Source organism: Chryseobacterium sp. SIMBA_029 (assembly GCF_046535275.1).
Taxonomy (GTDB): Bacteria; Bacteroidota; Bacteroidia; order Flavobacteriales; family Weeksellaceae; genus Chryseobacterium.
In genome coordinates, this window is record NZ_JAWRXA010000003.1 from 412,818 (window position 1) to 432,854 (window position 20,037).

The 20,037-nt window shown below is 34.7% G+C and carries 23 protein-coding genes and 2 tRNA genes; 10 read left to right on the forward strand and 15 right to left on the reverse strand.

Going from position 1 to position 20,037, the window contains the following annotated elements:
* Positions 1-100: 100 nt before the first annotated feature.
* The 6 genes from SB679_RS07410 (at position 101) to SB679_RS07435 (ending at position 3,937) form a co-directional block, all read left to right on the forward strand.
* Positions 101-1,426, forward strand: coding sequence for a 2TM domain-containing protein (locus tag SB679_RS07410; protein ID WP_410701626.1), 1,326 nt, complete (start codon positions 101-103; stop codon positions 1,424-1,426).
* A 2-nt stretch (positions 1,427-1,428) separates the two neighbouring features.
* The gene (locus SB679_RS07415; RefSeq protein ID WP_410701627.1) at positions 1,429-1,728 is read left to right on the forward strand and encodes a 2TM domain-containing protein; all 300 of its coding nucleotides are present in this window, start codon (positions 1,429-1,431) and stop codon (positions 1,726-1,728) included.
* Between the two features lie 61 nt (positions 1,729-1,789).
* Complete coding sequence (locus tag SB679_RS07420) at positions 1,790-2,359, forward strand: methyltransferase family protein (protein ID WP_410701628.1); 570 nt, start codon at positions 1,790-1,792, stop codon at positions 2,357-2,359.
* Positions 2,360-2,540: 181 nt separating this feature from the next.
* Positions 2,541-2,837, forward strand: coding sequence for a 2TM domain-containing protein (locus SB679_RS07425; RefSeq protein WP_410701629.1), 297 nt, complete (start codon positions 2,541-2,543; stop codon positions 2,835-2,837).
* A gap of 20 nt (positions 2,838-2,857) precedes the next feature.
* The gene (locus SB679_RS07430; protein WP_410701630.1) at positions 2,858-3,133 is read left to right on the forward strand and encodes a 2TM domain-containing protein; all 276 of its coding nucleotides are present in this window, start codon (positions 2,858-2,860) and stop codon (positions 3,131-3,133) included.
* A 60-nt stretch (positions 3,134-3,193) separates the two neighbouring features.
* Positions 3,194-3,937 carry a LytR/AlgR family response regulator transcription factor gene (locus SB679_RS07435; protein WP_410701631.1) on the forward strand — a complete coding sequence of 248 codons (744 nt, stop codon included), beginning with the start codon at positions 3,194-3,196 and terminating at the stop codon, positions 3,935-3,937.
* Between the two features lie 154 nt (positions 3,938-4,091).
* Here SB679_RS07435 and mnmA read toward each other — a convergent pair whose 3' ends face one another.
* The gene (gene mnmA, locus SB679_RS07440) at positions 4,092-5,279 is read right to left on the reverse strand and encodes a tRNA 2-thiouridine(34) synthase MnmA (protein ID WP_410701632.1); all 1,188 of its coding nucleotides are present in this window, start codon (positions 5,277-5,279) and stop codon (positions 4,092-4,094) included.
* A 116-nt stretch (positions 5,280-5,395) separates the two neighbouring features.
* Between mnmA and SB679_RS07445 the strand changes: the two genes are divergently transcribed.
* Entirely contained in the window at positions 5,396-5,923 is a 528-nt protein-coding gene (locus SB679_RS07445; RefSeq protein ID WP_410701633.1) for a hypothetical protein, read from the forward strand.
* Here the strand turns inward: SB679_RS07445 and SB679_RS07450 are convergent.
* Entirely contained in the window at positions 5,920-6,918 is a 999-nt protein-coding gene (locus SB679_RS07450; RefSeq protein ID WP_410701698.1) for a Gfo/Idh/MocA family protein, read from the reverse strand. The genes SB679_RS07445 and SB679_RS07450 overlap by 4 nt on opposite strands.
* A 35-nt stretch (positions 6,919-6,953) precedes the next feature.
* Positions 6,954-9,479, reverse strand: coding sequence for an ATP-dependent Clp protease ATP-binding subunit (locus SB679_RS07455; RefSeq protein WP_410701634.1), 2,526 nt, complete (start codon positions 9,477-9,479; stop codon positions 6,954-6,956).
* A 374-nt stretch (positions 9,480-9,853) separates the two neighbouring features.
* Between SB679_RS07455 and SB679_RS07460 the strand changes: the two genes are divergently transcribed.
* The 3 genes from SB679_RS07460 to SB679_RS07470 all read left to right on the forward strand — a co-directional run bounded on the left by SB679_RS07460 (position 9,854) and on the right by SB679_RS07470 (position 12,455).
* Positions 9,854-10,954 carry a glycosyltransferase gene (locus tag SB679_RS07460; RefSeq protein WP_410701635.1) on the forward strand — a complete coding sequence of 367 codons (1,101 nt, stop codon included), beginning with the start codon at positions 9,854-9,856 and terminating at the stop codon, positions 10,952-10,954.
* A gap of 107 nt (positions 10,955-11,061) precedes the next feature.
* Positions 11,062-11,481 carry a SufE family protein gene (locus tag SB679_RS07465; protein WP_034708936.1) on the forward strand — a complete coding sequence of 140 codons (420 nt, stop codon included), beginning with the start codon at positions 11,062-11,064 and terminating at the stop codon, positions 11,479-11,481.
* Positions 11,482-11,483: 2 nt separating this feature from the next.
* Positions 11,484-12,455 carry a glycosyltransferase family 9 protein gene (locus SB679_RS07470; protein WP_410701636.1) on the forward strand — a complete coding sequence of 324 codons (972 nt, stop codon included), beginning with the start codon at positions 11,484-11,486 and terminating at the stop codon, positions 12,453-12,455.
* On the opposite strand, the gene SB679_RS07475 is transcribed toward SB679_RS07470, so the two are convergent.
* The 12 genes from SB679_RS07475 to SB679_RS07530 all read right to left on the reverse strand — a co-directional run bounded on the left by SB679_RS07475 (position 12,445) and on the right by SB679_RS07530 (position 20,012).
* The gene (locus tag SB679_RS07475; RefSeq protein ID WP_410701637.1) at positions 12,445-13,566 is read right to left on the reverse strand and encodes a hypothetical protein; all 1,122 of its coding nucleotides are present in this window, start codon (positions 13,564-13,566) and stop codon (positions 12,445-12,447) included. The genes SB679_RS07470 and SB679_RS07475 overlap by 11 nt on opposite strands.
* Positions 13,567-13,782: 216 nt before the next feature.
* The gene (locus tag SB679_RS07480; RefSeq protein ID WP_410701638.1) at positions 13,783-14,280 is read right to left on the reverse strand and encodes a hypothetical protein; all 498 of its coding nucleotides are present in this window, start codon (positions 14,278-14,280) and stop codon (positions 13,783-13,785) included.
* Positions 14,281-14,284: 4 nt separating this feature from the next.
* On the reverse strand, positions 14,285-14,527 hold the full coding sequence (locus SB679_RS07485; RefSeq protein ID WP_410701639.1) for a hypothetical protein: 243 nt from the start codon (positions 14,525-14,527) through the stop codon (positions 14,285-14,287).
* Positions 14,528-14,947: 420 nt separating this feature from the next.
* Positions 14,948-15,199 (reverse strand): hypothetical protein, encoded by a 252-nt coding sequence (locus SB679_RS07490; protein WP_410701640.1) that lies wholly within the window; start codon positions 15,197-15,199, stop codon positions 14,948-14,950.
* Between the two features lie 15 nt (positions 15,200-15,214).
* A complete protein-coding gene (locus tag SB679_RS07495) occupies positions 15,215-15,340 on the reverse strand; it encodes a hypothetical protein (RefSeq protein ID WP_410701641.1) in 126 nt (41 codons plus the stop codon).
* Positions 15,341-15,357: 17 nt separating this feature from the next.
* Positions 15,358-15,618, reverse strand: coding sequence for a hypothetical protein (locus SB679_RS07500; RefSeq protein WP_410701642.1), 261 nt, complete (start codon positions 15,616-15,618; stop codon positions 15,358-15,360).
* 8 nt (positions 15,619-15,626) lie between these two features.
* Positions 15,627-15,881, reverse strand: coding sequence for a hypothetical protein (locus SB679_RS07505; protein WP_410701643.1), 255 nt, complete (start codon positions 15,879-15,881; stop codon positions 15,627-15,629).
* 10 nt (positions 15,882-15,891) lie between these two features.
* The gene (locus SB679_RS07510) at positions 15,892-16,812 is read right to left on the reverse strand and encodes a cysteine peptidase family C39 domain-containing protein (RefSeq protein ID WP_410701644.1); all 921 of its coding nucleotides are present in this window, start codon (positions 16,810-16,812) and stop codon (positions 15,892-15,894) included.
* A 27-nt stretch (positions 16,813-16,839) separates the two neighbouring features.
* Positions 16,840-18,291, reverse strand: coding sequence for a hypothetical protein (locus tag SB679_RS07515; protein WP_410701645.1), 1,452 nt, complete (start codon positions 18,289-18,291; stop codon positions 16,840-16,842).
* 246 nt (positions 18,292-18,537) lie between these two features.
* Positions 18,538-18,612 (reverse strand) — tRNA-Val (locus tag SB679_RS07520).
* A 35-nt stretch (positions 18,613-18,647) separates the two neighbouring features.
* Positions 18,648-18,722 (reverse strand) — tRNA-Val (locus SB679_RS07525).
* 45 nt (positions 18,723-18,767) lie between these two features.
* Positions 18,768-20,012, reverse strand: coding sequence for a bifunctional folylpolyglutamate synthase/dihydrofolate synthase (locus SB679_RS07530; RefSeq protein WP_410701646.1), 1,245 nt, complete (start codon positions 20,010-20,012; stop codon positions 18,768-18,770).
* Positions 20,013-20,037 lie beyond the last annotated feature (25 nt).

A 20,037-nucleotide genomic window follows, 5' to 3' on the forward strand; every position in this document is an offset into this window, starting at 1 on the left:
AGGTTTTTTTATGCCGTTGGGAAAACAAAATCAACCCTTCGGTAAGAATTTATTTTTGATACCTTTAATATGAACTATTTTTGAACCAAGAAAAACGACAATGAAACGCAAGAACCTGATTGTACTGCTTTGGGTATCCATCGGAACAGCACTATTTTTCTTTTTATTCTTTACGGATGAAAAGACTCTCCACAATTTTATCCTTTCCTTTGCGATATCAGCATTGTATTCTTTCTTTTTAGGCATTGGAAACGGCCTTTTAAACGACTTTTTAAACAAAAAGATTCCATGGTCTGAAGCTACTACTAAAAGAGCCGTGATAAGCATTGTTTCTATCCTTGTTGCCAATTTTATTTTAGTGTATCTATGTAACTATATCAATTTTGTGATTTTTCAGAAAGCGGCTACGCCCGCAGAGTTTTTCTCCGGAAAATATAATTTCATGAATTGGTTCATGGTGAATATTGCCCTGCTTATTTCTGCTTTTCTCCACGCTAAAGGCTTTATGGAAGAGCTTAAAAAGACTTCCAAAAAAGAAGTGGTTGAACAAAAATTGATCGCAACATCAGCAAATGCACAATTTGAAAGCTTAAAAAATCAGCTGGATCCGCATTTCTTGTTTAATTCCTTGAATGTTTTAAGCTCCTTAATTGATGAAAATCCGAAGCAAGCCCAGAAGTTTACCGCTTCAATGTCAAAGATTTACCGGTATGTACTGGAACAGAAAGATAAAGAACTGGTCACTGTAGAAGATGAAATAGAATTTGCGAAAACCTATTGCGATCTTTTAAAAACAAGATTTGAGGACAGTGTAGATTTTATCTTCGAAGTCAATAAAGAAGATTACCGGCGATATGTCGTACCGCTTTCCCTTCAGCTGCTGTTGGAAAACTGTATAAAACATAATTTTGCCACTTCTTCAAAACCTTTAATTATTAAAATCTTTTCAGAAAATGACATCCTTTGCATTGAAAATAATCTCCAGGAAAGAGAACAGATGAAAGAAAGTGCAGGAATAGGTCTCGCCAATATTGTACAGCGGTATTCACTGCTTACCAAGAGAAATGTCTTTATTGAAAAGTCTGAAGATTATTTTAAAGTAAAACTTCCGGTACTGTCTGTTAAACCCAATACGATCAGTACAAAAATAGATAACAAAGATAAGGCGTATGAAAAAGCTCAGAAAAGGGTAAAAGAAATAAAAGGGTTTTATGGAAATCTCATTTCATACTGTATTGTTATTCCGTTTCTAATTATTGTAAATCTGGTGACGAGTCCCAAAAATATTTGGTTTTTCTTTCCAATGTTAGGATGGGGAATTGGTCTTGCAGCTCATGCCATGAATGTTTTTGCAATAGGTAAAAACTGGGAAGAACGAAAGATCAGAAAAATTTTAGAAAAGCAAAATAAACAACAAAATTTGTAGCCATGAAAACTATCGATGAAAATGATATGCAATACAGGGAAGCAGCACGCAAAGTAAAAAGAATCAAAAACTTTTATCTATCTGTTTTCATTTATGTGGCAGTAAATATCTTTATTTTATACCTTAATTACAATGAGTTAGGTCCAAATGAGACGATCTGGCATATTGAATATTTTATTCTTCCCATTATTTGGGGTGCTGTGTTGGTGGTATACGGAATGTCAGTCTATTTTTCGGGATTTATGCTGGGAAGCAAATGGGAGGAAAAGAAAATCAAAGAACTCATGGATAAAGAACAGTAAACAAATTATCTGTTTAGCGAATTCATTTTAACTATAAATAATAACCATAAAATATCAAATAATGAACCCTTTACAAATCGTATTTTATGTCTCCATGGCAGCGTGGTTTATCAGTGAATTTCTGTATAAAAATATGCTGAAATCCGGGAAGACTGATAAACAAAATCAAGACAAATCAACCCTGAATATCTTATGGATGGCAATTCCTTTTTCCATTGCCGCTTCTATTACAGCCTCTAATATGACGAGATTTCCGATTACAAATCAAGAATCAATCTATTACGCAGGAGAAGCATTGATTCTTATTGGTTTGATCTTCAGGTTTATCATCATCAGATCCTTAGGAAAGTATTTTACAGTAGATGTTACAATAAAAGAGGACCATAAAATTAAAAAAGAAGGCTTCTATAAATATCTTCGCCATCCGTCTTATGCTTTTTCTTTGCTGACATCGTTAGGACTTGGGCTTTATTTAAACAATTGGCTGTCGTTACTTTTAGCATTTATTCCTCCATTTCTTGCCTTTAGTTACCGTATTTCTATTGAAGAACAGGCGCTTGTGGAACAATTTGGAGAAGAATATATTGAATACAGAAAAAGCACAAAGAAATTAATTCCTTTTGTCTATTAATATACCTCAAACTACAGGTCAGATCTAAGAAAAGCGGAATTCTTTTTCATACAAATACTCCTTTTTACAGCTCAGATCCGAAATACTACAGTTCGGTAAGATAAAATTGATAGAGACCGATTTCCACTCTACCTTTGACTCAACAAAACTAACAAACTCAACAATTTTAAAACAAAAACTTATGGAAACAATATCAGTTAACAAAGAAACGATAGCCTACAGAAAAGCATCAAGAAGAGTAAAAGAACTGAAAGGATTTTATGGAAACCTCACTTCCTACTGTTTGGTAATTCCCTTTTTAGCCATATTAAATCTAATTACTTCTCCGGAACATTTATGGTTCTTCTGGCCTATGCTGGGATGGGGAATGGGGCTTTTTGCTCATGGAGTAAATGTCTTCGGAATCGGAAAAGCCTGGGAAGAGAAAAAAATCAAAGAATTGATGGAGAAAGACAATCAGTCATTTAAAAAACTATAATAACCTTTTAGACAAATATCATGGACTATAATAACGCATACAAAAGAGTCAATGAGCTAAAGAAATTCTATAAACATCTGGCCTGGTTTGCCATCATTGCAGGAATTTCATTGCTTAATGATTATTCAGGACACAGAAACTTTCACTTAAGTTTGTTTAATGGATCAATCCTGTTACTCATCTGGGGAGCTGTTTTAGTGATGAAAGCCGTAAAGCTTTTTATTTTTAACGCAGACTGGGAAAGAAGAATATTGGAGAAAGAACTTAAGAAGGATAAGGCACCAATAAATTTCTAAAAACCATAAGTTTTATTTACTTTTAGGGCTTAAATTTTAAAACTAAAAACCGCTAGGTCAATGATCAGAACTGTCATTATTGAGGACGAAAAACCAGCTTCAAGAAAACTAGAAAGAATGTTAAGCATTTTTCCTGAAATTCAGTTGGTTGCAAAGATAGAATCCGTAGAAGAAGGAGTTACCTGGTTTTCTGAAAATGAACACCCGCAGCTTATTTTTTCCGACATTGTTTTGGGAGATGGATTGTCATTTGACATTTTTGAAAAAATTCCTACAAAAAGTTTTATCATCTACACAACGGCTTTTGACCAATATACTCTTAAAGCCTTTAAACTAAACAGCATCGATTATCTCCTGAAACCTATCTTAGACGAAGACCTGGCGGGTGCAATTGAGAAATATAAATCATTTATTCCTTCAGATAACGCGGTCAGTTCACAGGAAATTAAGCAGTTAATAAAAAAGGATAAAAGTACCCTTTCCCGTATTTTGGTGAAAATCGGCTACAATTTGAAAATTGTGCAGACGCATGAAGTTTCCTGCTTTTACAGTGAGAATAAGATTGTATATCTGCAGACACAGGAAAGAAATTATCCCTCAGACTTCACTCTGGATGAACTGGAAGAAGTGCTGGAAGAAAAGAAATTTTTCAGGGTAAACCGACAGTTTATTATCAATTCAGATTTTATTAAAAATATTCACACTTCACCTAATTATAAAGTAGATTTAGAATTTCAGCCGCAGGAAGAAATCACAGTAAGCAGAGACAGAGTAAAAGATTTTAAAGACTGGCTGGTGTGTTAACTATTTGTCATTAATTTGATTATATTAAGTGTATTCAAGTTATTTTTAATTGAAAGGATAGAAATTTTCATTGAAATTAATCAAAATAAAACCCTGAGCACGAATGCTCAAGGTTTTAATATATAATAACTTTTACAGAAAATTTAAAAGATCTCTACGAAATTACCCCGCTTCCTAAAAGCTCATCCCCAATATACCACGAAGCAAACTGTCCCTCAGCGATCGCTGATTGTTCTTCTTCAAATTCCATATAGAATGCATTCTCAAACTGGTAGATAGTTGCTTTTTGCAATTCCTGTCTGTAACGGAATCTGGCCATTACTTCCATAGATTCTCCGGATTTCAGTGTTAAATCTTTACGAACCCAGTGAACTTCTGACAGATCTACTTTCAGTGCTTTTTTATGCAAACCAGGGAAGCTGTGACCTTCACCTACAAAAATAATGTTGTTTTCCATATCTCTGGAGATGATAAAACAGCTTTCTTTGTGTCCGCCTATTCCAAGCCCCTTGCTTTGACCGATCGTGAAAAATTGAGCACCCTGATGCTTTCCTATTACTTTTCCGTCAGTTTTTTTATAATTGATTTTTTGAGACAGGAATTCCAGCTCTTCTTCTTTAGAAGAAAATTCCGGTTTTTCCTGAGAAAAAATTGGAGAATCTTTGAAAATTTCTACAATTTCACCTTCTTTAGGAATCAATTGCTGCTGTAAAAACTGAGGCAGACTCACTTTACCGATAAAACATAATCCCTGAGAATCCTTTTTATCAGCAGTGACCAATCCGATTTCTTTTGCAATTTCTCTCACTTGCGGCTTTGTAAGCTCTCCAATAGGGAATAATGCTTTTGACAATTGATCCTGATTCAGCTGGCATAGAAAATAAGACTGATCTTTATTGTTGTCTTTTCCGGCTAAAAGGTGGAAAATTTCTTTTCCATTTTCATCAAAGGTAGAGTTTACCCTTGCGTAATGTCCGGTAGCAACCTTGTCAGCGCCCAAAGACATCGCTGTTTTCATGAAAACATCAAATTTAACCTCTCTGTTGCACAAAACATCAGGATTGGGAGTTCTTCCTTTCTGATATTCATCGAACATATAATCTACAATACGCTCTTTGTAAAGGTCACTCATATCAATTACCTGAAACGGGATTCCCAGTTTTTGGGCTACCATCAATGCATCATTGCTGTCCTCGATCCAGGGACATTCATCTTCTAAAGTTACGGAAGCATCATTCCAATTTCTCATAAATAAAGCCACGACTTCGTGACCCTGTTGCTGCAGCAAATATGCTGTAACACTGGAATCCACACCTCCGGATAATCCTACAACTACTTTCATGTTATTTCAATTTTACGAAACTCTTAACGGGAGTTCTTAGTTTGACGCGGCAAAAATACGATTAAAAAGATTCGCAAAAAAATGATAATTTTAGAGATTGATAAAAACGATATACTATGAAAAAAATTACAATTGCAATGATGCTGGTACTTTCAGGATCTGTTTTTTGCCAGGTTTCGGTCGGTACGGCCCCACAGGAAACGAATAAATGGACTTTCGGAGGAGGGATTGGCCTTGGCTTCGGAAGTAACAGCGCGTTCTATCTTCAGGCTTCTCCAAGGGTCGGATACCGGCTTACTGATGATCTGGAAGTAGGGGTTATTGGAAGTGTATCCTGGCAGACTTCAAACTCTTATAAATCAACGATGTTTGGAGTAGGGCCGTTTGCCAATTACTATTTTGCAAGATCGTTTTATGTAGGCGCTAATCTTCAGCACTATTTTATTAACTATAAAGATAAGTTTTACGATTATAAAGTGAATGGAGAGGAAACTGCTTTATACCTTGGCGGCGGATACATGCAGAGAATAGGAGGGAACTCTTTTATGCAGCTGGGATTGATGTATAATGTACTTTGGAAAGAACAATCCAGTGCCTTTTCTAGTGGATTGGTACCCAATATTGGTTTTGTAGTAGGACTTTAAGAATAAATATTCTCTAAAAGGGTTACAAGGGGGATTCCATCATTCAAATGGATAGCACAGTTATCTTCTCCTTTTAAAGATTTAAAAATTTCTAAATACATTTCCCTCAAATTATCTTCATTAGAGGTTGGGGGAATACTAAATTCTTCCGAATGGTTTGCGATATGTTGAAAAATGATTTCATTGAAATATTGGCCAGATATTTTTAAAGTCCCCTTTTCTGCTATAACATTCAGAGATGTTTCCTGATTCTTCTCAAAGACTGCTGTTGTAAAATTGATGGAAACTTTGCTCCCTCTTTTACCTTCCAATATGAGAATGGCGGTATCCTCAATTTCTGAAATACTAAAATTTCTAAAAGAGGAAAGATCTTTAAATAGAACATTAAATTCATCATCAAAGGCATGACATAAGAGATCGATCAGGTGTGAGAATTGGGTAAATAGAATACCCCCATCCATGCTCTTTTTGCCTTTCCAGGAATCTTTAATATAATATTTCTCACCTCTGTTCCAAAAAGCGTTGAACTGGATGTTATAGATTTTGCCAAACGCTCCTGATGTAACTAATTCTTGTAAAAAGCGGGTTACAGAAGAAAGCCGGTTTTGCATGACCAAGAAAACCTGACAGTTATTGTTAAGAGATACTTCTTGAAGAATCCTGGCCTGTTCTAGATTAAAAACGAAAGGTTTCTCAATCAAGACATGATATCCGTGCTCTATAAGTGTTTTAGCATGCTGAAAATGAAGGTGATTAGGTGTGGCTATGACAATGAGATCAGTATTGGGTCTTGCTTCTAGGAAATGATTGAGAGAATGAAAATGAATAGCAGGTTGATCGTTTTGATGCTGGTCAATTTCTGCATTGATATATACATTGGGGATGTGTTCTAAAATGGATTTATGTTTTTTACCCATAAAACCCGTACCTAATATAGAAATATTCATAACTGTTATAGACTTCAAAAGTGGCGTAAAAATACAAAAAAAGCCCATCAAATTTGATGAGCTTTTTTTAGTTATGATAAATCTTAATTAGATTTCTCTGTTTTCTTTGTTTTTTGTGGTTTTCCGGCTAATCCGTCTTTCGCTTCATTTACATCCAGTGTAATAGTTTCACCTTCGTTCAATTGTTTGTTCACCAGCATTTCAGCTAATAAATCCTCAATGTACTTCTGGATCGCTCTTTTCAATGGTCTTGCTCCGAAATCTTTATCCCATCCTTTTTCAGAAATGAAATCTTTAGCTTCTTCAGTAAGATCAACTTTGTAACCTAATTTTTCAAGTCTGCTGTATAGTTTGTTCAATTCAAGATCGATAATTTTCTTGATATCTGTTTTCTCAAGAGAGTTGAAGATCACGATGTCATCAATTCTGTTCAGGAACTCAGGGGCAAATGCTTTTTTAAGGGCATTTTCAATTGTACTTCTTGCTCTTGTATCTGAATTCGACTTTTTAGCAGAAGTTCCGAATCCTACACCGTCTCCAAAATCTTTAATATCTCTGGTACCAATGTTTGAGGTAAGGATAATGATCGTATTTCTAAAGTCAATTTTTCTACCTAAACTATCAGTCACGAATCCTTCATCCAAAATCTGTAGCAGAATATTGAATACATCCGGGTGAGCTTTTTCAATCTCATCTAAGAGAACTACTGCATAAGGTTTTCTTCTTACCGCTTCAGTCAGCTGACCACCTTCTTCATATCCAACATATCCCGGAGGCGCTCCAACCAATCTTGAAACTGCGAATTTCTCCATATATTCACTCATGTCAATTCTGATCAGTGATTCATCAGAATCGAAGAGTTCTCTTGCCATTACTTTAGCAAGCTCTGTTTTACCAACACCGGTAGTTCCTAAGAAAATGAATGTTCCGATAGGACGGTTAGGATCTTTCAAACCTGCTCTGTTTCTTTGAATCGCTTTAACGACTTTCTTCACAGCATCTTCCTGGCCGATCACTTTTCCGTTCAGTTTCTCATCCATCTGCGCAAGCTTATCAAGCTCGTTCTTACCAACTTTAGTTACAGGAATGCCGCTCATCATAGAAACAACTTCAGCTACATTTTCATCCGTAACGGTTTCTTTTTTCTCTTTTACATCTTTATCCCATTTTTCCTGGGCTACATTCAGTTCCATTTGAAGACGTTCTTCTTCATCTTTAAGCTTTCTGGCTTCAAGGTAATCCTGAGCTTTTACGGCTTTCTGTTTCAGATCTTTGATCTCTTCGATTTTTTGTTCAAAATCAATGATTTCGGTTGGAACTTTCATGTTTTTAATATAAACACGGGAACCCGCTTCATCCATTGCATCGATTGCTTTGTCCGGTAAGAAACGGTCTGTAATATATCTTGCGGTCAAATTGACACAAGCCAGAATAGCTTCCGGAGTATATACTACATTGTGATGCTCTTCATATTTATCTTTGATCTGATTCAAAATCTGAATGGTTTCATCAATAGAAGTAGGCTCTACCATTACTTTTTGGAATCTTCTCTCCAGTGCTCCGTCTTTTTCAATATACTGACGGTATTCATCCAGAGTAGTGGCACCAATACATTGAATTTCGCCCCTTGCCAAAGCAGGTTTGAACATATTGGATGCATCAAGACTTCCTGTAGAACTTCCTGCGCCTACAATGGTATGAAGCTCGTCGATGAATAAGATTACATCACGGTTTTTCTCTAATTCCGTCATGATGGCCTTCATTCTTTCTTCGAACTGTCCACGATATTTGGTTCCTGCCACTAAACTTGCAAGATCAAGCGTGATTACTCTTTTACCATACAGAACTCTGGAAACTTTCTTCTGCTGAATTCTTAAAGCCAATCCTTCTGCAATTGCAGATTTACCCACTCCCGGTTCCCCGATAAGCAGCGGATTGTTTTTCTTTCTTCTCGATAAGATCTGAGAAACTCTTTCAATTTCTTTCTCACGGCCGATCACAGGATCTAATTTTCCGTCTCTTGCCAGTGAAGTAAGATCCCTTCCGAAATTATCAAGGGTAGGTGTTTTGCTCTTTCCAGAACCTAAATTTCCTGAAGGTTTTCTCATTTGCTCAAAATCCTCTCTTTCATCGTCGTCGTCATATGCACTCATTTGAGGCGCCTGTCCGGAGTTTTTAAGCATGGTTTGATATTCCCTTGAAACACCTTCATAATCTATATCGTAAGCACCTAATATACTTGAGGTAGGATCTTCATATTTGTAAAGGATGCCGAGAAGCAGATGAACGGTATTAATTTCATTGCTTTTATATTGTCTGCATTCCAGTTCTGCACGCTTAATGGCATGATCTGCCATCTTCGTGAAAGAAATATTAGTAACCTCCTCAGAAATAGGATTAAGACTTGCTGTATTTAGAGTTTCAATTTTTCTTCTGATTTGTGTTAAATCCGCATTAAGGTTGTTAAGGATTTCTTTAGCAGAGTTTTCCGTTTTTATAATACCTAAAAGTAGATGTTCTGTATTAAGAAATTCACTTTTCAGCCTTTTTGCTTCATTTTTGCTCTGTTTGAACACTTGGCTCAAACCTTGTGAAAACTTATAATCCATAATATATCTCATTAGAATAATGGCAACATTACCATTTATCTATTATCTAAATTACAAATATTTTACCAAAAATCAATAAATGACTTTATGGCAGAATTTTTTTTATTAGTTTATTGAAAATGATTAAGTTTGCGTCTCTTAAAAATTTTCTATTAATTCTGAAATTACAGCTTATATTGTATGCTCTGCCACACTTTTTATAGTATTTAATTTCATGTTAAAAGAGATAAGAAATAGTAGAATTATCAATTTTATAAAGAAGGCATTTGTTTTGTCATTTATGACATTTTTAATGCATTCTTATAGTAAATTATCACTATTATTAGGAATAAACTTATTGTTTACTACAAAAAATTAATGACTAATACCGTTTGATGGAAAGAAAAATAATTACATCCGCTTTCAGTAATTTATATACAGACCAGCGCATTGAGAAAGTTTGCAAAACTCTTTTTGACAATGGATATTCTATTGATCTGATTGGAAATGATTGGGGAGGAAGTGAAAAAATGGAAAGGCCGTATTCTTTTTCCAGGATAGAGTTAAAATCTAAAAGTCTAAAAACTGCTTATTTTGAGTTTAATTGGAAGCTGTATAAAGAACTGAAGAAAAAGGTGGACAAAAATACCATTCTTCATGCCAATGATATAGATGCGCTTCTGCCTAATTATCTTATTGCAAAAAAAATGAACATTCCATTGGTTTTTGATAGCCATGAAATTTTCACGGAAATGCCTGCTGTACAGAACCGGATTTCACAAAAAGTATGGAGAATTTTAGAAAGAAAAATCGTTCCTCAGATTAAATTTATGATGACTGAAAGCGCAAGTTATGCGGAATGGTTTCATGAGAAATATAATGTAGATCCTATTGTGGTAAGAAATATTCCTAGAAAAATTCTTGTGGCTCCTGATATTCCTGATAATAATCCCAAAATAATATTATATCAGGGAGCTGTTAATCAGTCAAGAGGAATTGACAAGGCAATACTTGCTATGCATTTTATACAGGGTGCAGTTCTCAAGATTGTTGGTGATGGTCCCATGAGAAAGATGTATGAAAAATTGGTTATTCAAGAGAACCTTCAGAACAAAGTTCTTTTTATAGGAAAGTTAAAACCAGAAAATCTTCGTGAGGTAACAAAAACTGCTGATGTTGGAATTAGTCTTGAAGAGAATAACGGAGTAAGTTATTATTTTTCTCTCCCCAACAAAGTTTGTGATTATATTCAGGCGAGAGTACCACTTGTTATGATTAATTTTCCTGAAATGAAACGAATAAAAGAGCAATTTGAAGTAGGAGAGATGATTACTGATCATAAACCTCAAACAATTGAAAAGGCGATTAATAAAGTCCTCCAAAAAGGAAGAAAACATTATCAGGAAGAGCTCAATAGAGCATCCGAAGTATTTTGTTGGGAAAATGAAGAAACAAAAATTTTAGAAGTTTTTGAAAAAGCATCAAATTCACTATAAAACTTTAAGCAGAAGGGAGTAAGATAATGTTCACATTATTATATTTGCGTGCAGTTTACCACTTTAGGCCTAAAGCATAATTTAGTATCTTTGCAGAAAGTATAGAAATGACCATTAAAGAAAAACAGCAGGAAATAATCGACGAATTTGCATTTCTTGATGATTGGGAGCAAAAGTACGAATACATCATTGACCTTGGGAAAGAATTGAAAGGGCTTTCTGAAGACAAGAAGGTAGACGAAAACCTGATCAAAGGATGCCAGAGCAAGGTGTGGATTGATGCTGAGTTCAAAGATGGAAAACTTTTTTTCAATGCAGACTCTGACGGAATTCTTCCGAAAGGAATTGTTTCCTTGCTGGTAAGCATTTACAGTGGCCATTCTATGCAGGAAATTTTAGATTCTGATTTTGAATTTATTTCTGAAATCGGGTTGCAGGAATTTCTTTCTCCATCCAGAGCCAACGGATTGATGGCCATGACCAAGCAGATTAAATTTTACGCAGTTGCCTATCAACTGAAATCGTAGTCGTGACAAGAGTTTTAGCATATCGTTTTTCCGCTTTTGGCGATGTCGCAATGACAGCGCCTGTTTTTCGGGAATTTTTGGAACAAAACCCAGATGTTGAAATCATTATGGTTTCCAGAAAAAATTTCGAAGACCTGTTTGCCGATATTCCCAATGTAATATTCAAAGGGATTGATTTGGATGATTATAAAGGATTCTTTGGCTTAAGAAAACTTGCCAGCGAGCTTATTAAGGAATTTAATCCGGATTATATTGCGAATCTCCATGATGTGATCAGGACTAAGATTTTAGATAAAATTTACAGACAGAAAGGCCTTAAAGTATTCAAGATCAATAAAGGAAAAGAAGAAAAAGAACAATTAACAGATATCTGGAATCTTAATAAAGTGCAGCTCAAAAAAACAGTTGAGCGTTATGCGGATGTGTTTCGTGAAATGGGATTTAAAGTTGAACTTTCGCATCAATTAAGACCAGCATCCCACCAAAAATCGGGGATAGGTTTTGCTCCCTTTGCTCAGCACAAGGGAAAAATGCTTCCTTTGGAAAAATCATATGAATTGGCGAAAATTCTTTCTAAGAAACATACCGTTTATTTTTTTGGGGGAGGGAAAAAGGAAACCAAAACCCTTGAAAAATGGGAAACGGAGATCCCAAATACAAAAAGTTTATCCGGAAAATTAAGTCTTACTGAAGAGCTTCATAAAATATCCGAGTTGGAATTAATGATTTCAATGGATTCTGCCAATATGCACCTGGCAAGCCTTATGGGAACCAGATGTGTTTCTGTTTGGGGGTCTACCCATCCCTATGCCGGTTTTCTTGGCTTTGGTCAGAGTGAGGATGATGTAGTGCAGGTTACGGATTTGACATGCAGACCCTGTTCAGTATTCGGTGATAAAGAATGCTACAGAGGGGATTGGGCATGTTTGGAAGAGCTTAATATCCAAAAAATTGTTCAGGCCATTAATCTTTAAAAATAACGGCGGCTATTTCTTTTGCCTTAGCTTTATCCGAATAGTTTTGTTGTAAAATTTCTTTTCTCTCAGCAGTTAAATTATAATTCTGTTCTGCTAACATCATAATATGCGCACGAATTTCTTCAATAGTAGAACCGTAGCTGCATAAATTGATTAAATCTTTATCGTCTGTAATATTAGGATTAATGATCACAAACCTACTGTTGTAAAGTGCATTGAATAGCTTCACTTTCGTCCCTGAATTTTGGTAAGAAAGGAGAATATTGGCATGGGCATTTTCGAAAAGACGGTGCAGATTGTCATCGTTTCCGATGGGTACAAGCCGGATGTTCTCAATCTTATTGATTTTTTTCTTTATACTTTCATTGGCGCGGTCGGAGGCTACTATCAAAGGGTAACCGGGAAGGCTTTTAAACAGTAAAATTGTCTCGTCTAAAGCTTTTTTGTTGTCAGAAGTAGTCAGGTCTCCATGAAACAGAAAATAATCCCCTTTTTTGTCTAAATTTTTCACAACTTCATTTCCATGAAACAGATGAACGAGTACAGCGTTTGCTGAAAGGTTGGATGTTTCCATGTATTCCTTTTGGGAAAGGCAGAAAACAGCGTTGAATTTCTTTAAAAGCTTGTTCTGGTAATGATGAAACTTAAAGCTTTCAAGCGTGTAGATAATTTTTTTTAAAATATTTTTTTCTGATTTCGCAAGTCCCTTATAGTAAGCTGATTCGTTATTATGAAGCCGAAGATAGAGCTTGAATCCCCTGTCTTTAAGATAGTTAATAACAGCTGTAGTCTGGAGTCCTTCAAATAACAAAGGGGCTTTATAGGTGGTTAAATTCTTAAGCAAAGTCTCTGAATTTCTTATCGCAGCAGCAAAAGGTTTTCTGGAGAAATAGAGCATTGGATTTTTCTTCTTCTCATAAAAGAAAATATTGCCAACGAGACTCTTTATTTCATCATCAACTTTTTGTGGGATTTTGTCTACAAAACAGTGCAGGTGGATGATAGTGCCCAGTTCCGACAGAGCTTTAATTTTATAGTAAACGTCAATGATTCCACCGTAAGTAGGGGGGTAGGGATAATTAAATGATATGATGTGAAGTTCCTTCAAAGCTTAAAAATATTAATAAAGCCAAACAGGTGGCAAAGGTAAAGAAATATCGGAGGAATACCATTCACTGAAAGATTTTGTAAAAAGATTTGTGTCAAAGAAAGGTGATAAAGTTTAGGTAGTTAGTAAAACACTACCATACTTAATCTGATAATTATAATAACCCATTCTGTTTTAAGAATGGGTTATTAGTAATGCGCGCTTTGGTTATAGGGTTTATTTTAATATCTTATAAGAAGTGTAGTCTTTGATAGTCTTTAGTTCGTAAAATTCTTGTTTATCAGCATCTATAATCCTAATATCATCTAAAGGAACATTTTGACAATGGATAAAATTAATGAATTTCCAACTATTAAATTTGCCTTTCACAATGATGTCAAATCCTTTTTCTACTTCTATTGAGCTGTACCATTCCCAATCTCTAAGTCTTTGATAATCATCGATACTTGAATTAACACTATACAAAAATTCATCATACTTTTTATCATCATCATTTAACTGATTAATTTTAGATACAATTCCTTGTGGTAAAAGTTTTTCCCATTTAGGGTCTTCATCACTTAAATTTTTATTTTTCAAAATTGTTAGAACAGCTTCCTTAAAATTGGTCAATACCTCTTTAGCGTTGTTTATATTTCTTATTCTCACAATTTGATAACCTTTTAAAGGCTTTTCACCTTTTACATTAAGTTGTATGTTTCCTTGTTCTGTCATCACTTTATTTTTTAATAATTACTGCTTTTTTGTTAAATATTTTTTCAAAATCTTCTATTTTCATACTATAAGAAGAGCCTTGATTCATAGGTAATGGGTCTCGTAAAAATACTTTTTCCAATACTACTGCATGTCCTTTAAACTCATTAGTCCATAAACTTACAACAGCCTTATCTCCATCTTCTAGTTTTTCTAAAAGTTTGGTGAATTTAATGTCTCTTTCAGCAAGGGCAACTATTTCATCCAAAGAACTACTATATAATACATCTGGTATATCTAAATTAGAAGTTCCATTCTTGTGTGCCTAACAAGGTTATTGTTCCTTTAAAGTATGAAAAAAATAGATAGAACTTTTGAAGAGTTAAGCATATTGATTAACAATAATAAACAAGGTTTTTTTTGATGATGATGGTCTGAAATAGATAGATGCTAAGTATAAAAAAGTCCTTAAAAAAACTAGGGTTAATATTGACTTTAACAAAAGCTTTAATCTATATAAAATCCTTCTTGACAATTGAAAGGAAGCTTATGTTGGAGAAAATGGTGTTGAATATTTCAATAGTTGAATTAGCCAATATTTATCCTTACAACTATAAATAAAACCATTCCTTGAGTAGGAATGGTTTGTTCATTATATGACAATACTCCCCCTTAATAAGGATTATTCTTATAGTGGAAAAACTTGTCTCACAAACTTAAGAAGTTCTTCTATGGTTGTAAATTCTTTCTCAACAGGAATTTGTCCTAAAGGGTATTGTATGACAATTTTTTCTCTTTCAATTCTAATTTGTGATACAGAATTCACTTTAGGATTTCCTTTATTATCATTAATACTATTAAAAATGATTCCCAATCTTTCTTGTAAATAAGGATTATAGCCCTCTTCAGAAAGTGTATCTATAATTTCTTTAATGTTCATTATATATAATTTTAATTATTTCACATGATAGCTAGAAGCTCCACCTCGTAACCAAGAATCAGCAAATTCATCCAATCCAATCACTGCTTCAACTCCTTTTCCTTTTCCTTCAGGAGGAATGGTTTGTTCATTATATGACAATACCCCCTTAATAAGGGTTATTCTTCCAAAGGAAAAACCTGTCTTACAAACTTAATAAGCTCTTCAACTGTTTTAAACTCTTTTTGTACATCAACTAACTTTACAAAATATGTTAGGGTAATTAACCCATTTTCAAATACAATATTTGAAACAGTATTCATTAAAGAGTTTTTGTTTTCATCTTCAAGTGAAAAGAAAAGAATTTCTTTGTCTTTTATTTTATGAATTACTGGAAAGTAATCTTCGCTTTCCAATTCTCCTTTTATTAATTCTAACATTGTTAATCCTATATTGGGAAAACCTGTCTCACAAACTTGAGTAGCTCATCTATGGTTTTAAATTCTTTTTCTGTTGAAATCTGACCAACTAAATAGCTGATTCTTATTTCATTTAATAATTTAATGCTAAATGTATTGTTCAAAACAAAAGTTCCTTCAATAGGACCTGTGTCTCCTTTAATGCCAGAAAACAAGACTCCATTTTTTTGGTAGCAATAATATCCCAAACTTTCTAATTCTTCTTGTAATTCATTGATATTCATAATTCAAATTTTATTTTTTAAACCAAAAGGCATATTTACCTGTTCTACTCCATGCTGTTTCAAAGTCTTCCAACTTTATTGTTGCTTCAACTCCTTTTCCTTTACTTATTCCTTCCATTGGCCAAGGGTCTCTAATATGGACTAAACCATTTTCAAACTTATCTATAATAATAGCATGGTTACCTCCATTAGGAGATTCTTTTATCCAAGCAACCCAAGAATTTTTCTTACCAAGGATTTCAATCAGTTCAGATGTACCAACAGGAATATGGTCTATAGTCCCCTCACTAAATTCATTCTCTTTGAAGATTCTCTTAGCTGCATCTGACATTCCTTTTTCATGAGTTCCTAATTCTTCTGTAGTACCTGCTAATTTTCTTATTGCAGCTTCAGTCATTTCTAACCCATTATCCTTAGCTAATTGCCTAATACAGGCAGCTGCACATGACATACTATGCTCCTGAGCAACCATGTTTCTAGAAAGAACTTCAAGATACTTTAATATACCTCCAGTTCCAGTTCCTATTCTAGGTTTCAAAATCTTATTCCAGAAAGCATTGACCTCTTTAAAATTTCCTTTGAAGATAGGTTTTTCTCTCCATTTCAGAAGGTAGCCATCAGCCTTTGCTACAATCTCAATACCAAGCTTTTTAAAGCCAGTTCTTGCACTGGCAAGGATATTGAAAATGCTCTGTGCTTTCTTTCCTTTTAATACAACTTCTTCAATCTCTTCTGCTGTCATGGCTAAATCTTCAGCTTTAGCACCATTCTTAGCACCTTGTAGTAGTTCTTCAATAAACTTTATAAAACCTTTAAAACCTTTGACACAAGCTTTCCCAAATCTAACAATAAATCTCGAAAGTAAAGCCAGTAAATCTGTAATTCCAAATGTTACAGCAGAGATTGCTTCCCTTGTTATTACTTTTAACAAGCTTGTAGCTTTTTGTAGATAAGTTGTTCATTTTATGACATTTCCTGCACCCTCAGTAAAAATAAAAAGTAAAATATTGATGATGAACTCAAAAAAGACTATACCTACATAAAATGCTATTGTATAACGAGAAGCTTTATCCCAATACTCCTTCATCTTGTCAAATATACCTTCAAAATCAGATTGGGAGATACCTTCACCTGAACTGAACAGATCTTTAACTCCTTTTAAAAATACAGGACTATTTGCAAGAATCCAGTCTAATACATCTTCTGCTTTCTCTAACAAATCTCTTCTATCCTTATACTGGTCATAAGACAAGGCTGTTGTTGGCTGAAAAAGAAACTGTAAGATGTATAAAATACATTGTAAAAGACCTACAAGCCCACTGTTTATACCACAGTAAAAGGCATTAGCAACTTTCAGAACCTCTATTCCTTGTTTTGCCAGCTCAGTAAGGTCATCTCCAACCTCAGAAAGAAAATTTTTAATGGTATCAATGACACCACTAATCTTATCTACAAGTCCTTTGAAAGCATCGGGGAGATGTTCAATAGAAGCATCCTTAACTTTACTTGCTGCCTGCTTTACCAACTGCCATACTTGGGTAAAAGCAACTTCTGCTCCCTGAACAAAAGGATTATTTCCCAGATTTTCAAAGAACTGTGAAGCTTTATTCATATTTATTGGTATAGGAATCACACCTATACCAACTACAAGAGGAATCAAAGGTGTGTAATCCTTAGATTCAGGGTTGTAATTCTTCTCTGTAGGTTTTAAGCTTTCCAATTGCTCTGCACACCATCCAATGGCATCAGCAGGAATGGAAGTGATATTACCTATGATTTCTTCAAATCTTCTGTCTCCAGTGTAAAACTGATATTCTCTCATTAATGCATCACGTGCAAGAGTTGCATTAATCTTATCTCCTTCATGGGTGTATGCTAGCTGGGCTAAAAAAGCAGCTTCATCTTCCAAAGATGTGATGTTCTTAAAGAACTTTCCACCAACAGTAGAGGGGAGTGGGTCTGGAAATCTCTTAAAAAGCTGAACAAAATAATCTCCCATCTTGGCAATATAAAAATCACCTGCAAAGTTAGATTTCTTAGAATCTGGTTTTTCATAAAAGAGGAAGAGACTTTGGGGTTCTCTTTTGTTGGCATTATAGCTTTCCAATACCTGAGAACCATTCTCACAAGGTAATACCTGAGCTTGATACTCATATCCTTTCTCTCCCTTATCATTTATTCCAGTAGAAGCAAAGACTGATACAGGATTATCTGTAAGATAAGAATATCCTAAAGGTGTATTTCTGTAATCATGGAAGGGACTTCTATAATCAGGAGAATTATCTTTGTTGATTATAGTGTTTCCCAAGGCACTATTATTACCTACAAATCCCTTATTTAGGTCTTCTATGGAAATGACTTTGAACTCTGATGAATCATCACTCCATTTATCATCAAATAGTTTTTTCATAAGCTGTGTTTTAGAAATTAATATTTTGGTTAAATGTTTCTAAAACAAAGCTAAATCTCACTCACGTCATAACTTGACGCGTTTAAAGTTATTTTTAATAATGTCGACTTTTTGATAATAGATTATAAAATCAATCTAGAACGGAAAACTTAATTTAAAAACCAAGGATAATCAAAATTACCACTTAGTGCTTTCATGAAGTAGGAATAAAATAAAAAAAACTCTCAAGAAATTGAGAGTTTTTCGTGGGCCCTGAGGGATTCGAACCCCCGACCCTCTGGGTGTAAACCAGATGCTCTGAACCAACTGAGCTAAGAGCCCTGAATTTTTTTTGAAAGGCTTCAGTTACCTTTGTGTGGGCCCTGAGGGATTCGAACCCCCGACCCTCTGGGTGTAAACCAGATGCTCTGAACCAACTGAGCTAAGAGCCCCTATGTATAACGATTATCTCGTTTAGAGTGGTGCAAATATACGACTTATTCGGAAATCTCCAAATTTTTTTCTAAAAATTCTCCTACAACAAAGTTACTTCCGCCGATAAAAATCATTTCTTCGTTTGTACATTCCTCTTTTGCAGAAAGATAGGCTTCCTGCACCGAATTGAAAATTGTATAAAAAATTTTTGCTTCGATCAGTAGATTTTCATAATCTTCGGGATGTCTGCCCCTATGAATACACGGTTTTGCAAAATAAAATGTAGAATTCTCGGGAAGCATATTCATCACTTCATCTATTTTTTTATCGTTGACAAAGCCCAGAATAACGTGCTTGCGTCGGTCAATAGAATTAAGCTGGCCAAAAACCTGCTCTAATCCTGCTTGGTTATGGGCAGTATCACAAACCGTCAGGGGAGTTTGTGAAAATTCAAACCAGCGGCCTATAAACCCGGTATTTTTGTGAACGTGCAATAAACCCTTTTCAATATGTTGGTCGGAGATTTTTATCTGTAATTTTTTTAGTTCTTCTACCAAAGCCAGCACAACTTTGATATTCTTTTGCTGATAATTGCCTCTTAAATCTGACTCTAAATCCGACTGTATCAGCGAAGCATCAATAAAATGAGCGTTTTCCTGCTTGGCTTTCTCTTTAATGATATTTTTAACCACTTCATCGTCATCTCCAAAAATGACAGGAGTATTGTTTTTAATAATTCCTGCTTTTTCTCCGGCAATTTCCTCAATGGTATCACCTAAAATATTTTGATGGTCAAGCTGAACATTGGTAATTGCAGCAACCAACGGTTTGATAATATTGGTTGAATCAAGCCTTCCTCCTAAACCGACTTCAATAATAGCAAAATCTACCTGCTGCTGATGAAAATATTCAAAAGCCATAATGGTGGTAAATTCAAAAAAAGAGGGTTGTATATCGTTAGGAAGATTTTTAAGTTTTTGAATAAAATCAAAGACAAACTCTTTATTACAGTTTTTGCCGTTAACTTTTATACGTTCTGTAAAGTCAATAAGATGAGGTGAATTATACAAACCTACTTTATACCCCGCTTCCTGAAGAACGGATGCCAGCATATTACTCGTAGATCCTTTTCCATTGGTGCCTCCGATATGGATGCATGGGATACTTTCCTGAGGATTACCAAAGAAATCACAAAGTCTTATAATGTTATCTAAACCAGGCTTGTACGCTTTTTCTCCATCAATCTGATAGTTGGGAGCCTGCACAAAAAGCCAGTCTATCGCTTCTTGGTATTGTTCGTTTGTCATGGTGCAAAATTCTCAAAAGTTTTTT

Coding starts and splice junctions, on each gene's coding strand:
- SB679_RS07480 (WP_410701638.1), bottom strand. CDS start 14,280: ATGACAGAACAAGGAAACATACAACTTAATGTAAAAGGTGAAAAGCCT.
- SB679_RS07410 (WP_410701626.1), top strand. CDS start 101: ATGAAACGCAAGAACCTGATTGTACTGCTTTGGGTATCCATCGGAACA.
- SB679_RS07425 (WP_410701629.1), top strand. CDS start 2,541: ATGGAAACAATATCAGTTAACAAAGAAACGATAGCCTACAGAAAAGCA.
- SB679_RS07430 (WP_410701630.1), top strand. CDS start 2,858: ATGGACTATAATAACGCATACAAAAGAGTCAATGAGCTAAAGAAATTC.
- SB679_RS07465 (WP_034708936.1), top strand. CDS start 11,062: ATGACCATTAAAGAAAAACAGCAGGAAATAATCGACGAATTTGCATTT.
- SB679_RS07505 (WP_410701643.1), bottom strand. CDS start 15,881: ATGAATATCAATGAATTACAAGAAGAATTAGAAAGTTTGGGATATTAT.
- SB679_RS07420 (WP_410701628.1), top strand. CDS start 1,790: ATGAACCCTTTACAAATCGTATTTTATGTCTCCATGGCAGCGTGGTTT.
- SB679_RS07500 (WP_410701642.1), bottom strand. CDS start 15,618: ATGTTAGAATTAATAAAAGGAGAATTGGAAAGCGAAGATTACTTTCCA.
- SB679_RS07415 (WP_410701627.1), top strand. CDS start 1,429: ATGAAAACTATCGATGAAAATGATATGCAATACAGGGAAGCAGCACGC.
- SB679_RS07490 (WP_410701640.1), bottom strand. CDS start 15,199: ATGAACATTAAAGAAATTATAGATACACTTTCTGAAGAGGGCTATAAT.
- SB679_RS07530 (WP_410701646.1), bottom strand. CDS start 20,012: ATGACAAACGAACAATACCAAGAAGCGATAGACTGGCTTTTTGTGCAG.
- SB679_RS07450 (WP_410701698.1), bottom strand. CDS start 6,918: ATGGGCTTTTTTTGTATTTTTACGCCACTTTTGAAGTCTATAACAGTT.
- SB679_RS07455 (WP_410701634.1), bottom strand. CDS start 9,479: ATGGATTATAAGTTTTCACAAGGTTTGAGCCAAGTGTTCAAACAGAGC.
- SB679_RS07460 (WP_410701635.1), top strand. CDS start 9,854: ATGGAAAGAAAAATAATTACATCCGCTTTCAGTAATTTATATACAGAC.
- SB679_RS07435 (WP_410701631.1), top strand. CDS start 3,194: ATGATCAGAACTGTCATTATTGAGGACGAAAAACCAGCTTCAAGAAAA.
- SB679_RS07445 (WP_410701633.1), top strand. CDS start 5,396: ATGAAAAAAATTACAATTGCAATGATGCTGGTACTTTCAGGATCTGTT.
- mnmA (WP_410701632.1), bottom strand. CDS start 5,279: ATGAAAGTAGTTGTAGGATTATCCGGAGGTGTGGATTCCAGTGTTACA.
- SB679_RS07515 (WP_410701645.1), bottom strand. CDS start 18,291: ATGAAAAAACTATTTGATGATAAATGGAGTGATGATTCATCAGAGTTC.